Source organism: Chitinophaga eiseniae (genome assembly GCF_012641265.1).
Taxonomy (GTDB): Bacteria; Bacteroidota; Bacteroidia; order Chitinophagales; family Chitinophagaceae; genus Chitinophaga; species Chitinophaga eiseniae_A.
The window spans coordinates 490949-506997 of sequence record NZ_JABAHZ010000006.1; the positions used below are offsets into that span (position 1 = coordinate 490949).

At 45.6% G+C, this 16049-nt stretch carries 12 protein-coding genes; 2 read left to right on the forward strand and 10 right to left on the reverse strand.

The genetic code is table 11. From position 1 onward, the window contains the following. The first annotated feature begins 102 nt into the window (after nt 1-102). A complete protein-coding gene (locus HGH91_RS24175) occupies nt 103-1779 on the forward strand; it encodes a gliding motility-associated C-terminal domain-containing protein (protein ID WP_168741435.1) in 1677 nt (558 codons plus the stop codon). Here HGH91_RS24175 and HGH91_RS24180 read toward each other — a convergent pair whose 3' ends face one another. The 8 genes from HGH91_RS24180 to HGH91_RS24215 form a co-directional block, all read right to left on the reverse strand. After that, on the reverse strand, nt 1780-2733 hold the full coding sequence (locus HGH91_RS24180; protein ID WP_168741437.1) for a hypothetical protein: 954 nt from the start codon (nt 2731-2733) through the stop codon (nt 1780-1782). 150 nt (nt 2734-2883) lie between these two features. Next, nucleotides 2884-3450: an anti-sigma factor gene (locus tag HGH91_RS24185; RefSeq protein ID WP_168741438.1), complete on the reverse strand. Its 567-nt coding sequence runs from the start codon at nt 3448-3450 to the stop codon at nt 2884-2886. A gap of 180 nt (nt 3451-3630) precedes the next feature. Beyond that, on the reverse strand, nt 3631-4476 hold the full coding sequence (locus tag HGH91_RS24190; protein ID WP_168741440.1) for an anti-sigma factor domain-containing protein: 846 nt from the start codon (nt 4474-4476) through the stop codon (nt 3631-3633). Nucleotides 4477-4542: 66 nt separating this feature from the next. Beyond that, entirely contained in the window at nt 4543-5094 is a 552-nt protein-coding gene (locus HGH91_RS24195) for an RNA polymerase sigma factor (protein WP_145672089.1), read from the reverse strand. Nucleotides 5095-5165: 71 nt separating this feature from the next. After that, nucleotides 5166-5744: a peptide deformylase gene (def, locus tag HGH91_RS24200; protein WP_168741442.1), complete on the reverse strand. Its 579-nt coding sequence runs from the start codon at nt 5742-5744 to the stop codon at nt 5166-5168. Nucleotides 5745-5828: 84 nt separating this feature from the next. Continuing rightward, nucleotides 5829-6242 (reverse strand): Holliday junction resolvase RuvX, encoded by a 414-nt coding sequence (gene ruvX, locus HGH91_RS24205; protein ID WP_168741444.1) that lies wholly within the window; start codon nt 6240-6242, stop codon nt 5829-5831. A gap of 25 nt (nt 6243-6267) precedes the next feature. Then, nucleotides 6268-7134 carry a UbiA-like polyprenyltransferase gene (locus tag HGH91_RS24210; protein ID WP_168741497.1) on the reverse strand — a complete coding sequence of 289 codons (867 nt, stop codon included), beginning with the start codon at nt 7132-7134 and terminating at the stop codon, nt 6268-6270. An 82-nt stretch (nt 7135-7216) separates the two neighbouring features. Beyond that, nucleotides 7217-7756, reverse strand: a complete 540-nt coding sequence (locus tag HGH91_RS24215; protein WP_168741446.1) for an RNA methyltransferase — start codon at nt 7754-7756, stop codon at nt 7217-7219. Between the two features lie 46 nt (nt 7757-7802). Between HGH91_RS24215 and mutS the strand changes: the two genes are divergently transcribed. After that, nucleotides 7803-10412: a DNA mismatch repair protein MutS gene (gene mutS / locus HGH91_RS24220; RefSeq protein WP_168741448.1), complete on the forward strand. Its 2610-nt coding sequence runs from the start codon at nt 7803-7805 to the stop codon at nt 10410-10412. 83 nt (nt 10413-10495) lie between these two features. On the opposite strand, the gene HGH91_RS24225 is transcribed toward mutS, so the two are convergent. Both HGH91_RS24225 and HGH91_RS24230 read right to left on the reverse strand, forming a co-directional pair. Then, nucleotides 10496-12076, reverse strand: coding sequence for a SusD/RagB family nutrient-binding outer membrane lipoprotein (locus HGH91_RS24225; RefSeq protein WP_168741450.1), 1581 nt, complete (start codon nt 12074-12076; stop codon nt 10496-10498). Nucleotides 12077-12111: 35 nt separating this feature from the next. Continuing rightward, nucleotides 12112-15396 (reverse strand): SusC/RagA family TonB-linked outer membrane protein, encoded by a 3285-nt coding sequence (locus HGH91_RS24230; protein ID WP_168741452.1) that lies wholly within the window; start codon nt 15394-15396, stop codon nt 12112-12114. Between the last annotated feature and the right edge of the window lie 653 nt (nt 15397-16049).

The following is a 16049-nucleotide window of genomic DNA, read 5'->3' on the forward strand; positions in this document are numbered from 1 at the left end:
TGGGAGAAGAAAATGGCGTAATCATTTTCTTCTCCCAATTTTATTATTAAAAATATTCTACATGTTTTATATTATCTTAGCGGTAATTACCCATGTCAATACATGAGAAGCCAAAGATCCATTTCCGTTCGTATCTTATACCTGGTGCTTGTGCTAGCTGCCTGTTGCCTGCTCCCCGAAACTACCGCCGCACAGGGTAAAACCCCATTTACCGTATCTTCTACCTGCGTAAATGATACCTCCTTTTTCCAGATCAATACCCCGGCAGGAATTGATTCCGTAAAATGGTATTTCGGTGATCCGGCATCCGGACCAAAAGATTCCGCTGTTAATATCCGTGGAGCTTTCCATATTTATACTGCTATTGGCACTTACAACGATACGCTCATTGCATGGCGGCAGGGCATACCTGATACCACCATACAACCTATTACCATCGTAACACCGGTGATTTTTGACCTGGGGCCGCAAGATATCACCTTATGTGAAGGCTCCACCATGACGCTCAGCGCACCGGTAATACCCGGCGCCTCCTATCTGTGGCAGGATGGCTCTACCGGCAGCAGCATTCTTGTAGACACTTCCGCTACCTATAAAGTAAAAATCAACGGATGTCCGAACCCGGATTCGGTAAATATTTTTTATACGCCCATTCCTAAAATCAACCTGGGCAAAGACCTGGTGCTTTGCACCGGTGAAAACATTACCCTGGACGCCACCGCCCAAAACTGTACCTACCTGTGGAATACCGGTAATACAGAGCCTACGCAGCCTGTAACCACTTCCGGTACTTATCATGTAGATGTATTTCCGAAAGGTTGCGCTATGATGTCGGCCCAGGTAACCATTACCTTTACCGGCGCCCCCTACCCTTTTTCGCTGGGGCCCGATACGTTATTATGCCCGGGCGAATCTATTACGATAGCACCAAAGATCCCCGAAGCTACCAAATGGGAATGGAGCACCGGCGCCACTACGCCGTCTGTTACGATTAATCAAACCACCAATCTATGGGCGCTGGTAGAAATAAATCATACCTGTAGCGTGATAGATACTATTTTCATCAACTACAATCGCCTGAAGAAGCTGAACCTGGGCAACGATACTACCATTTGTAAAGGAAATTTCCTGGTGTTGACAGCCGATTTCGGCAATGGGGTTTATCGTTGGCAGGATGGATCAGACCAGGCCACCTATTTTGTGACCAAACCGGGCTTTTACTATGTGCATGCCAAGATAGGCCGCTGTGAGTCGTTCGACAGTATTTCAGTAGCGTTCGACGATACCTTGCGGGTAAACCTGGGTCCGGATACATTGCTTTGTAAAAATGAAGTGTACCAGTTGCGCGCTACCGGTGCCGGCGGCAGCATTTTTAAGTGGCAGGACAGTACCAGCACTCCGATGTACACTGTGACCAGGCCGGGTATATATGCCATGGTAGCATATAACAGCTGTGGCAAATCAGTCGATTCTGTAACAGTCACGTATCACGATTGCGTCTGCCAGTTATTTTTCCCTACCGCCTTCACACCTAACGGCGATGGCAGGAATGACTTTTTCCGGCCTCTTTACCGTTGTCCTATCTACGATTATACCATCAGCATTTACAACCGCTGGGGGGAACGGATATTTTATACCACCGATCCCCAGGTGGGCTGGAACGGGAAGATCAACGGGAAAACAGCAGACGTAGCCACCTATGTATGGATTGTGGACTACAAAGAAACGGATACGCGATTACCAGTGCATAAAACCGGTACTATTACGCTGCTGAACTAGCTACTGAGCAGTGGTAAAATTCATGAATTTTGCGGCAAAAACGGCAGTTTCACGCTTTTTGAAGGGTACATTCCAGGTTCCGCTGTAAGAAACCAGGGAAGGGATCAGCAGACCATTGTATTTCGTCATCTGTACATCCATCTTCACGTTAAAGTCGAACAGCATTGTTTTGTAAGACAGGGCATATTTACGACCCACGATTTCAAAATTGTCTTTATTAAACCAGGTGATCAGTTCATCTATAACAATATCGGCCCTGTCGATACGGTTGAGGTCTGGTTTGGCTTTCGCTGTAAATACATAACAGGGGGTTCCATCTACATAATTTTGGGCAGAAATAGAAAAATCGTAGAAGCGCATTACTTCATAATTGAAGATGGCTACTTTTTGTCCTACGATGGGCACGCCATGTACGGGCTTACCGGGATTGAAGATGAGTTGTTTCAGCTGTGATTTATGCCGGGCGAGGCTTCCGCTGGAGCGTTCGGGCGATTCACCGGTTTCATCTACACAAACGGTGCCTTTGGTAAAAAACAGGTTAGCATATAGTTCAGCGGTATAGTAGTTATAATTTCCTTTGCGGGTATAAAAATCGCCGGTTATTTTTTCGTCGGTCGTCTGCATGGTACGGCATCTGCCTTTCATGTCCTGATGGGTGCGGTTAAAGAGGGAGGCTTTTACCTGGGTACCGCCTTTGTCCAGTATCTGGATATCGTTAACGGCATCAAATCCTACGATATGTAAATTTTTGAATGCACGGTAAAAGGTAGTGTCTTCTTCTACCCTTTTAATAAAGCTGTTAACGTCGAAGCCTATACGTTTTGCTTCCACAATTACTTCGTCCAGGTTAACTGTCATGCCTTTATAGCGGGCTGTATCCTGGGCATTGAGTTGTGTAAACAGTAGCAGGCAGCCGGCTACGGTTCCGGCTATACTTTTCCAAATATGTGACATGCCTGCAATTTAAGGAAAAAGCGATAAGCAGAAAGCGGAAAGCAAAAAGCTATTATAGCGAGTGACCGGGGCGGGTAAGATATACGCGCTTAGATCATTCGCTACAATAGCTTTTTGCTTTTTTTGTTTTAGGCTTTCAGCTTTCCAGGATTATCCCGGAATTTTTCCGGCCACATACATTTGTTCCATTGTTGGAGATGCGGCGCCACCTTTTTTCTCCAGGGTAACGGCGAACATTTGTGCTTTGCCGGTTACTTTCATTTTCTGGAGGAGTTTCACAGTATCGCCCATTTCGAACACACCCATATCTACCGGCTTACCGTCTACGATAGCCCAGAGCTGGTACTGTTTGTCGGCGGCTGGTTCCGGCAGTTTGTTCACTTTCAGGTAAACCTGCTGGCTCTGCGGATTCCAGAATACGGTAGCTAATGCCTCAGGGAATGCTTTGGTTCCCGGCATTGGCACCTTCAATACTTTAGGATCCTGGATAATGTCCATCGATTCTTCCATTTGCTCTAAGCGGGTTTTGTAAAGATTGCTCTTTGACAAAATGGAGTTCTGGGAGAGGAGCAAAGATTCGTATTTATCTTTGTACTCTTTGAATTCGCTGTACCGGTTAAAGAACACATAGTTGAGAATGAGGCTACCGATCAGCAGTATGGCAGCTGCGGCGGCAATCCATTTCCAGGATAGGCTTTTGGTTGTTTCTTCTTGCATGGACATACTTTTGGTGGTTGCAGGTCTTGATCGGGTACAGGGTCACCCTCCTGCGGATTTGGTTCATTATTGATGTTAGAGAATAAAAATTGACGGATATGGAATTATTCCCACTTATCTCTGCACATCTAGCCACCTTCTTCATTCGATCCTAAACAACAGGGGCTTCTCTTACATTTTTTACATCGCAATCTTCGCCGACATACATACCTGGTCCATAGAGGGCTCGGGGCTACCTCCTGCTTTTTCCAGCGTTACAGCAAAACCTTGAGCAGCTGCCAGTGGTTTCATTTGTTGCAATACCTGGGCGGCTTCTGCACCGGTTTCAAAAACGCCTTCATCCACCAGCTTCTTATTGATGATGGCCCACAATTGGAATTGCTTACCAGTGGGAGGCACCGGCATCGACCTGGCCTGGAGGTAAACTGTTTGTGTGCCTGCATTCCAGCCCACCGCTACGGTCTTTCCCTTAAACAAGCCTGCACCCTGGATGGTAGTCCATTTAAAAGCGGGATCGCTCAGCGGATCTATCACCGGGGCTGCCGGAGAATGGACGCTGGTTAAGGCTTCGCGCTGTTTTTCTGCTTCCAGTTTTTCTTTGGTCGCAATCAATGATTTGTAACGGCTTTTATAGTCAGTGGATTTCTGGAAGAAGAAAAAATTCAGGAGCACACTACCTAACAATAAAATCACGATAGCTGCGGTCATTATTTTCCACTTGCGGTCGTCCTTTTTCCTGGCGACCGGCAGTTGTTTAATTACTGCTTCCTTTACTGGCTTTTTTTTTTCGCCAGCAGACTGGTGGCTGGGGATACGTAAGTCTTCCGGTAATTTTTCATTGCCTTCCAGGGTGTTCTCCTGGCGGATGATTTCCGTTAACTTGTCTTTAATGGCAGATGGAGGTGAAACGGCATACAACTGAACAAACCTTTCCTTGTCCAGCTGTAACGAGTTTACAGCGGCTTTTACATCAGGATATTGTCCTACGATAGCTTCTACTTCGCTGCGTTCAGCTTCTGGCAACATGCCAAAAACGTAGCTTTCAAGAATTCCAGATGATATGTAACGTTGTACATCCACTATGTTTCAGTATTACAACTGTTTTAAGAGCGTTCTCAATTGGATAATAGCGTTGCGCATGCGGGTCTTCACAGTTCCTAAAGGTATTTCAAGAGATTTGGCTATTTCTTCCTGTGTATGACCCTTAAAATAAGCCATATCAATAATAATGCGCTGATCTTTTTGTAACTGTTCTATCACCTTACTCAGTCCGAGGTGATCTACAGATAAATGTACTGCCAGTTGTGGCTCGTATACCAGTGATGCGCTGTTAACATCCTGTATCCGCTGGTCTAACTTGTGATTTTTGGATCGGAGACTATCTATCGCTGTATTGCGTGTTATGTTCAGCATCCAGGTGAACAAACGGCCTTTTGAGGGATCATAACGATCTATGTTACGCCATATTTTTACGAACACCTCCTGCAGTACATCCCCTGCGGCAGCTTCTTCGCCTACTACCTTGAGGGCTACACCGTATAAAGCAGGTGAATAGTGGTCGTATAGGTAGGTAAATATCTTTTCCTCCCTGGCCAAAAGGCCCTGAATCAGCTCTACTTCAGTGTATGTTAAGGTAGCTCCCAAGTTTGAGGATATGGATGTTATACTTTATAATACCAAAATAACAGGTTTTCTTTACATTACAAAATTATTTCCTATTTAGGGAAAGTCATCTTGTAATCCACCCTGATTTTGCCTTTGGAGATATCGTCCAGTTTACTTTTCAGCATTCTGCGTTTCAGGGGTTTCAGGTGATCGATAAATAACACCCCGTCAATGTGGTCGTATTCGTGAAGGATTACCCTGGCGGTAACACCCGTAAATGTTTTCACATGTGGTGTAAAGTTTTCATCTACATAGCTTAATGTCACTGTTTCCGCACGGTTTACATCTTCGCGTACTTTGGGGATGCTCAGGCAACCTTCGTTATAGGCCCATTCTTTTCCACCGGTTTCCACTATATGTGCATTGATAAATACTCCTTTTACACCGTTATCGCCGGGATAGTCGTTTTTCTCATCTTCTTCCAGGTTATTAATAATCTGTTCACTATCCACTACAAACAACCGTATTGCTTTATTTACCTGTGGTGCTGCAATGCCTACGCCATTGGAACCGTACATGGTAGACCACATATTTTCAATCAATTCCTTCAGACCAGGATAATCGGGCGTAATGTCTTCCGCTACTTTTCTTAATACCGGGTGCCCATATGCTACTATTGGCAAAATCATGTTCAAATTCTTGGTTTAATCCGCAAAGATAGGCAATTTCAGGCTTGTAGCTCCTGTGTTGCAGTTCATTATAATAACTTTATTTTATATTTTATTTCTCAGGTATTCCTGGAGCATAATAGTAGCGCTGATTTCATCGACCAGGGCTTTGTCCCGGCGGTCTTTCTTCTTCAGCCCGCTGTCGATCATTGTCTGGAAGGCCATTTTTGATGTAAACCGCTCATCTACCCTGACGATAGGGATATCGGGGAAATTTTTCTTTATCACCCGGATACATTCCGCTACCAGGGCTGTGGCATCGGTAGCCGTTCCATCCAGGTTTTTAGGCTCCCCTATTACGATCGTTTCCACCGGTTCGGCGGCAAAATATTTCTTCAGGAAAGGAATCAGTTCATGGGTAGGGATGGTAGTTAATCCACTGGCAATCAGTTGCAGCGGATCTGTTACGGCCAGTCCGGTTCTCTTCTTCCCATAGTCAATGGCCATTAAACGAGGCATGTGAATATCTTTTGAGGTGAATATATTATCCCATTATCAGCATATCTGCAATGGCAAATACAGCAAATACCACACTGGCAATACCATTGGTGGTCATAAACATCACGTTGATGCGGCTCAGGTCATTGGGCTTTACCAGCAAATGCTGGGATACCAGCATTACAATAAATACTGCGGCGCCTATCCAGAACAGCCAGTGAAAATGCCCGGTGAGGCCGATTGTTATCACTAAGGCAGCTGCCACCACGTGCAGCAACTCCGAAAAGCGCAGGGCGCCGGAAAGTCCCAGCCAGGCAGGGATTGAATTCAGTTGTTGTGACTTATCAAAATCTTCATCCTGCAAAGAATAAATAATATCGAAGCCGGCCACCCAACACAGCACCAGGAAAGACACCAGCACCGGCAACAATGCAAACTCACCGGTTACCGCCAGGTAAGCGCCAATAGGCGCCAATGCCAGCCCTACGCCCAGCACCATATGGCAAAGCGCGGTAAAACGCTTGGTATAACTGTATCCCAGCACCACCAGCAATGCCACCGGCGACAGGTAAAAACAAATTCTGTTGATAAACCAGGTAGTAACGATAAACAGTACCACATTGGCTATGATAAAAAATAAAGCATTATTGGGAGATATGATACCAGCCGGTATTTCTCTTTTTGCAGTACGTGGATTGAGCTTATCGATATCCACATCCAGCCAGCGGTTGAAGGCCATGGCCGCACTGCGGGCAAATACCATGCACAATACCACCAGCCCGAAAGTAGCCCAGCTAAAACTGCCGCCACCCTTGGTAGTAGCCATGAAGAAGCCCGTCAATGCAAAAGGCATGGCAAAAATGGTATGACTGAACTTTACCAGTGAAAGATATTTGTTAACCGTAGAAATCATACAGTGCTTAGGTTTTAGCTGCCGGTACTGTTCCATACCATTCGCTATTTATTAAAAAATAGTTTACACCCTCCCGTTATCCCTAGCGGTTGAAGGTCGCCAGTTTTACAAAGATATCCCAAACCACGATACCAGTGCTCACAGAAATATTCAAAGAATGTTTCATACCTAACTGGGGGATTTCGATACAACCATCTACCACTTTCATCACTTCTGCGTCTACCCCGCTCACTTCGTTCCCGAAAACCAGTGCCAATGGCTGATCAGTGGGTGGCGTAAACTGGTCCAGCATATGGCTGTTGACCGCCTGTTCTATTGCCATCACCTGGTAACCTGCGGCTTTCAGCTCCTGCACTGCCGTCATGGTAGTATCGAAGTACTGCCACTCTACCGTTTCGGTAGCGCCCAGGGCTGTTTTATTAATATCGCGGTGAGGAGGCACCGGGGTGTACCCGCAAAGTATGATCCCCTGTACCAGGAAAGCATCAGCGGTACGGAATACGGAGCCTACGTTGTGCATGCTGCGTATATTATCCAGCACCAGTACAATAGGCGTTTTATCGGCGGCCTTGAACTCGGCTACCGTTTTCCGGCCCAGTTCATCCATGCTTAATTTTCTCATCACCTGCAAAGATAATAGGATGGGATGAGTTTTATATATTTGCGCCATGGCAAAAAGTAAATCGGAAGAAACCCCGCTCATGCAACAACATAAGGCTATTAAGGATAAATACCCTGATGCCGTACTGCTGTTCCGTGTGGGCGACTTTTATGAAACATTTAATGAAGATGCGGTCATAGCCGCCCGGGTACTGGGCATTGTGTTAACCAAAAGGGCCAATGGTTCTGCGTCTTACGTGGATCTGGCAGGATTTCCCCATCATTCGTTAGATACTTATCTGCATAAGCTGGTGAAAGCCGGCCACCGGGTGGCAGTATGCGACCAGCTGGAAGACCCTAAAACCGTAAAAGGCATTGTAAAACGGGGTGTAACTGAAATGGTAACACCCGGAGTAGCCATCAACGACAAGCTGCTGGAAAATTCCAGCAACAACTTCCTGGCGGCCGTGCATTTCGGTACCGATACCACCGGCGTATCCTTCCTGGATATTTCTACCGGCGAATTTTTTGTAGCAGAGGGCAGTGAAGAATATGTAGATAAACTCCTGCAAAGTTTCCGCCCGGCAGAAGTGCTTTTTGCCAAACAACAGCAGAAACACTTTAAAGCTACCTTTGGCAGCCGGTTCTATACTTATACGATGGACGAGTGGATATTTACCACCACTTATGCCGAAGAAATATTACTCAAACATTTCCAGACCCATTCCTTCAAGGGGTTCGGTGTAGATGGACTGGCGGCCGCACTCATTGCAGCCGGCGCTACGCTCCACTACCTGAAAGATACGGAGCACCCCAACCTGCAACACATTACCCGTATGCAGCGGATCAGCCAGGACGATTTCCTGTGGATGGACCGCTTCACTGTGCGTAACCTGGAGTTGCTCAACAGCAGCGTAGAAAATGGGCATACCCTGCTGAAAGTGCTGGATAATACCGTCACTCCCATGGGCGCCCGCCTGCTTAAACGCTGGATGGTATTCCCCCTGCGCGATATCAAAGCCATCAATGAGCGACTGGACACGGTAGCTTATCTCATAAAAGAAACCGATTTTTCCAAAACCCTGGTACATCACCTGAAGCAAACCGGCGACCTGGAGAGATTAGTCTCTAAAATACCACTGAAAAAAATCAATCCCCGGGAAGTGATGCAGCTGGCCCGCTCCCTGCAACAGGTAGAAGCGGTACAAGCCATGCTGGCCGGCAGCAGCAGCGACTACCTCCTGCGGCTGCACGAAAAGCTCGATCCCTGCAAGCCGTTGCTGGAGCGTATTCTCAATGAAATCATGGAGAATCCGCCGGTATTGGTCAATAAAGGAGGTGTGATCCAGGAAGGCGTGAATGCTGAACTGGATGAACTGCGCAATATTGCCAGCAAAGGCAAAGACTACCTGTTACAGATACAACAGAAAGAATCGGAAGCCACGGGAATCCCTTCCCTGAAAATAGCCTTCAACAATGTGTTTGGCTATTACCTGGAAGTGACCAACACCCATAAAAATAAAGTGCCGGAACGTTGGATGCGTAAACAAACGCTGGCCAATGCTGAGCGCTATATCACACCGGAGCTGAAAGAATATGAAGAAAAGATTGTAGGTGCAGAAGAAAAGATCCTGGCGCTGGAAACCCGGCTGTTCGATGAGTTAGTACAAGCTTTGCAGTCGTTCATTTTGCCGGTACAGGAAGATGCACAAGTATTTGCCCGGTTGGATTGCCTGTTGTGTTTTGCGCAGAATGCTGTTCAATATAAATACCGCCGTCCCAATATCAACGAAGGTTTTGACCTGGTGATCAAAGAAGGGCGGCACCCGGTTATTGAAAGAGGATTGCCTGCCGGCGAAACGTACGTATCCAACGACCTTACGCTGGACAAGGCATCGCAGCAGATCATTATCCTCACGGGACCCAATATGAGCGGTAAATCGGCCCTGCTGCGGCAAACTGCGCTCATTACCCTCATGGCGCATATGGGCAGCTTTGTTCCTGCCACCAGCGCAGATATCGGCTTAACTGACAAAATATTTACCCGCGTAGGTGCTTCAGATAACCTGAGTGGTGGCGAATCCACCTTCATGGTAGAAATGAATGAAACCGCCAGCATTATCAACAATATCACCGACCGCAGCCTGGTTATCCTCGATGAAATTGGTCGCGGTACCAGCACGTACGACGGTATTTCCATTGCCTGGAGCATCGTGGAATACCTGCACGACATGACCGCCTGCTGCCCGAAAACATTGTTCGCCACGCACTATCATGAATTGAATGAGCTGGAAAATAAACATGCCCGGGTAAAGAACTTCCATATCACCAATATGGAATCGGGCAATAAAATAATTTTCCTGCGCAAGCTGGCGCCGGGGGGCAGTCGCCATAGCTTTGGTATTCACGTAGCCCGGATGGCAGGTATGCCGCCGGAACTGATAAACCGTGCCAACGAAGTGTTATCTCATCTCGAAGAAAAACATATTGAAGCACCATTACAGAAAAACGTGAAACATATCAGCACACCTTCCCAAAAATTACAGCTGAACATCTTTGATGCACACAGCGATGTTTTCCAGGACATCCGGCAGAAGCTGGATCATGTGGACATTAACCGGTTAACACCGGTAGAAGCGCTGCTGAAGCTGAGTGAGATCAAGAATATGATTGGATAAAATGATCCAACAGTAAATAAACAAGAACGTCCTGGAATACTCCAGGACGTTCTTGTTTATTGTAACGATGATTTGAGACTTGATTAGCGTACGTCCCAGAAAATCTTGATGTCGGCTTTATCTTTCGCGGCCACTTTAGCGTAGTTGTCAGGGTTGTATACCTGCTCTGTAGAAGGATACAACAGGCGCTGAGGAGGCGTGGTGGCTCCGGAGGTAGAAGCTAACGCAAAAGTAAGCTTTGGATAACTGGTACGTCTTAGTTCAGCCCAAGCCTCTCCGGATTGCAGGATGAAGCAGTTCATCCATTTTTGTGTCCAGATTTTCGCCAGTTTCTGTTGTTGTGTACCAGCATAGGCAATCGCCGGTTTGCCAAGAAACGCGTTAATAGTTGAATCTGTAGGAGAGGTCAACGGTTTCCAGCTTCCTGAACTGAGCACTGCTGTTTTATTAATGTTGTAATAGAAAGCTATTGATTGAGTGATACCACTTTCATAACTAGCCTGTGGTGTACCTAAACCCCATCTTTCACCGGCTTCCGCTTTCAGGAAACTTACTTCTGATGCGGTAAAGATCACGCCAGGGATATTGTAGTTATAGAAGAAAGTAGCAGAATCGTAAGTAGCATAGCCACCCGCTTCATAATCGGAAGCTCCTCCATTGGCGGGGAAGCCTGCCCATCCATGGATGGTACCTTTATCCCAGTATACATCTGTACGGGGATCATTGTTAGCCAGCATCATGGTATCCAGCATAAAGGCTGGCGCATATGGGCTACCTGTGAGGGCATCCTTCACGTCACTTTTCAATGCATTGGGGCTCATAGGCACCAATACATTTTCATCGTTGGAGGCGATCAGCGGATATTTTGCCGGATTATTCAGCATATCCGAAACAGCAGCTTTCGACTTAGCTTCGTTTACGAAAGATGTGCGCATTAACAGGCGCAAACGCAGGGAGTTCGCATAGCGTCTCCAGGCGTCCAGGCTTCCTGTTAATACAAAATCTGCTTTTGTCAGTGATGCCTGTATTTCAGGTTTCAGCTGAGCAGCTGCGAAGTAGCTATTCAGGTTATCCAGGCCAGTGATCAGTGTGTCATAAATAGCTGCAGCATCTTGGAAGGCAGCCGGATTTACGTTGCGATCGGGCGTATTCAGTGATCCTGCCTGACCGAAAGGAATATCACCCCAAAGATCCACCATCTGGGCGGTCTGATCAAAGAGTAATACTTTTCCGCAGTTCATGAAAACCAGCTGATCTGCCTGTTGTGCAGGCGTGAGTGCAGCATAAGTGGTCTGCATTTCTCTGAAGTTAGCCATAATACCCGGGCCTACATAGTTCAGATCATTGTCATCACTTTTAGCGCCGGCATAGAAATCTACCCAACGATTTTCAGTATAAGACAGAGATGGAATATACATTTTTGACCCTGGCTGTAACGCAGTGGTTTGCGAATAAGCGGCGGTAGTAGGTAAAATAAAGGTAGCATAATCCCAGTAAGACGGGCGCATACGCTTATTGATAAACATACCGCTCAGCAACTTACTCATTGAGCCCTTCTGGCTCAGCTCCGGGTTATTATAATCATCTGCAATCTGCTTCTTACAAGCGGTAAAAGTACCAGCAAATAAGGCGATGAGTGAGATATTTATTAAGAGACGTTTCATTATTATCTGTTAAGTTCGTTTACAAATAAATGCCATTAAAAACGGGCACGGATGCTGGCACCGAGACTTCTGGTAGGTCCGACAGTACCACCGTCAACACCTTGACTCAACCAGGAAGATCCAACTGCTACTTCCGGATCTAAACCTTTTGGTAAGGTTTTCCAGATGTAGAACAGGTTCCTTCCGATTAATGAAAACTGCAGGTTTTGCAAGTGCAGTTTCTCCACCACGTTTTTAGGCATATTGTAGGAGAGTGTTACTTCGCGAAGTTTAACATAGCTATTTTTAAATACAGCATTCTCATACAGACCGTTGGTTTCCCAGTCATGCATATTAGACCAGTACTGACCAGCGGTGATTATTTTTTCGTTCTTCTTACCATCTTCGGTTACACCTGGCAGAATCACACCATCATGATATGCTCCGTTAGGATTAGCCACCAGTTTACCAGAAGCCCAGTCAACTGCATCGTAGGCAAGACCACCATTGGCGGCATCCCTGTATTGCAAAGTGCTGTTAAACATACCGGCACCGATCTGGTAATAATAAGGAATGGAAACCAGGTTACCACCTAAGCGGTAATCCAGGGTAAAGTCCAACGTAAAGTTTTTATAGCTTACGGAGTTGGAGAAACCACCTACTACCTTAGGCATAATATTTCCTGCATACTCATATGCACCTGTATTGGCGGTATAAATACCGTCGCCATTTACGACTTTGTTACCATTGGCATCTTTATTAGCCGGGTGAACATAGATATTACCTAATGGATCACCTACATTGGAGCGGATCAACAGGTAACCACCATCGTATGCAGGCATAGTTAAAGTAGTCTGGCCATCTTTCAAAGCAGTCAGTTTATTCCTGTTGACCGCAAAGTTGAAACGGGTAGTCCAGCGGAAATCCCTGGTAGTGATAGGTGTGGCATTGATAGCAGCTTCATAACCGTAGTTGCTCAGGTCACCGGCATTCACCAGCTGAGAAGTAGCTCCGGAAGAAGCAGGTGTGCTCAGTGTCAGGATCTGGTTACTGATTTTGTTATTATAGTAACTGAAATCTACACCGATTTTGTTTTTGAACAAACGTGTTTCAAAGCCAAACTCCATTTCCCTCTTTTTCTCAGAAGTCAACAGTTCATTACCGAAACCAGATGGATTAGATTGCTGGTAAGGAATGTTGTTTTTGCTGATGGTAACGGTATATGGATTGTACGCAATATTGGACTGATACAGGTTCGGGTGGTTACCCACTAAACCGTAAGACGCCCTGATTTTCGCGTAATCAATAAATGCTGGCAGCTTTGCTACCTCAGAAAGCAGGAAACCTGCATTCACAGAAGGATAGAAATATTTGTTGTTCGCTACCGGTAAAGTAGAAGTCGACTCATAACGGCCAGTTCCTTCGAGGAACAGGAAGCCCTTATAGCTGAGGTTCAACATACCAAAAGCAGCCACATCGATCTGTTCAGCGCGCGCGGAGGTGGCGTAGAGTGGGCTGGCTGAGTTGTTCAGGCTAAACCAGTTTTCATCTACCAAACCATCTTTGGTTTGTGTATATTGATTTTTGTAAGTCTGTTTACGACCGGTAACACCGCCTGTTACAGAGAGGTCAAAATCTTTGGTGATTTTAGGACTGTACACCAAAATCGCATCGCCGTAGAACACATTGTTGTTGCGGGTAGTTACATCGTATTGACCGGTATAACCTACTGCAGCTGGTTGTGTATTGTGCTGTTCGTCGGAGGTAGCTACGTTTGTAAAGTCACCACCTACTCTACCTCTGAAGCGCAGGTTATCGAGGATGCCTACATTCAGTGTAGCGCTGTTGATGAAACGGTTTTGTCTTTCATCGTAGGCGTTACGCAGGTTATTCCACAGATAGTCCATCACGTTGGTAGCTCTGAAACGATAAGTCATTTTCTGATCCTGATCGTACGAGTTATTAGTGGCGGTAACGTACCTATAACCATTGGTTGTCTGATATTTATTGAAGAACGTACTCATGTCATCAAAACGGCTAAAGAATCCGTCAAATGAACCGAATATGTTGCTCATTACGTTGGCACGGTTATGAACGAAGTTATTATTATAAGTAGAAACCAGGTCTACACTTATTTTCTCGCTCAGTTTTAACGTTCCGTTGAAGTTGAAGTTATTCTTATAAAGATTGCTTCCTGGCATGATGCTCTTATAATCTACGCGGTTATAAGAAAAGCGGAAACTTCCTTTATCGCTGGCATTGGAAATAGCGACGTTAGCAGCTGAGTTGTAACCGGTTTGGAAGAAGTCTTTATAGTTGTTCTTCTGTGCTTCATACTTACGGATAGATCCATCCCAGTATTTCACATCGCGACCATCGAACTTAGGACCAAACTGGTTGTAAGCTCTGTAGTATGGGTGCATAGAGCCATCGGCATCTTTTACCCAGCCGGAGGCATCTGCGATACCATTTACAATGTTGGTTTGCGGATCATAACCCGGGCCATATTCATTCTGGTAATCTGGTTGAGAGGCCAGTTTTTCCTGGTTATAAGTGTAGTTAACATCTACATTCAAGCCGCGGCCTTTCACACCTTTCTTGGTAGTAATTACTACCACACCGTTAGTTGCTTCCGAACCATACAGGGCAGAAGCACTGGCGCCTTTCAGGATAGTCAGTGTTTCGATATCTTCCGGGTTGATATCGAGCGCACCGTTACCTTCAATTCTTCCGTTGCTTGTACCGAAGCTTCCGGAGGTCAGGTCATTAAAGTTTCTCAACGGTACACCATCTACCACATATAACGGTTGTGTGCTCAGGCCGATGGAGGAAACACCTCTCACCTGCACGGAAACGGCGCTGGCAGCCCCACCTGGAGCAGATACGATTTTCACACCGGCAGCTTTACCATATAAGGCTGAGGCAAAGTTGGTGCTTCCGCTTTCTGTTATCTCTTTTGAACTTACTGTACTTACAGAATACCCCAGTGCCTTCGCTTCTCTCTTAATACCCATGGCGGTAACCACCACCTCATTCAGATTCTTATTATCTTCTTTTAGTACAATGTTCAATGGCGACTGGCCATCAGCCATCACCTCCTGGTTAATAAATCCTATATAGGAAAAAACGAGGGTAGCACCTGGTGCTACCTGAATGGTAAATTTTCCATCCGGGCCGGTAGTAGCGCCGTTGGATGCGTTTTTCTCTTTAACAGTTACTCCTGGTAAAAACGTTCCTTTTACGTCTTTAACAGTACCCGTAACAGCTTTCTTACCCTGCGCCCATGCAGAAATACAGCAGCATAAGAAAAGCAACGTGGTGAGAAGAAGTGATCTTCGCATAGCTTCCTTTTGGTTTAGTGAATTATAACAAGTGAATCAGACACATAAGCAAAAAAGGCATGAGAATCCTGCTACCCAGGTCCCTGCATTGCACAGGAATCCTAATGGTTAATTGAAAGTTTCCGTCCCTAAAAATTGTATGGAATTACTCCATTGGCATTAGCGTAATTCTGACAGTTAAACAGTAGTAAAACGTTTTAGCATCCTCCCATAAAAAAAAACCTGCTTACCACTCTCACACTTCCATTTCACTACAAGTTTTTCATAACTATCAGAATAATCGATTTCAAACTTAGGGATAATTATGAGAAGTGCAAAAAAGATTTAACAATTTTTTTATTTATCGTTAACCGCTCGTTAAGAATGCGAAAATAATATTCTTTGAAATTAAAATAGCATTACTGGAGAAGAGCAGAAAGCGTAAAGCATAAAGCATAAAGCTATTGTGGAGAATGATCTTAGCGAGTATTAAAAATCGCTTTGATCATTCTCCACAATAGCTTTATGCTTTATGCTTTACGCTTTCTGTATCGTCCTGAAATAAGTTGACACTTAAAATGTCAACTTATGAAGAATACAGGAGTTTCGGGCAAAAGTAAAAGGACCCGACTTGATTACAGCTTGGCGTTTAAGCTTCAGGTTATCGATGAAGT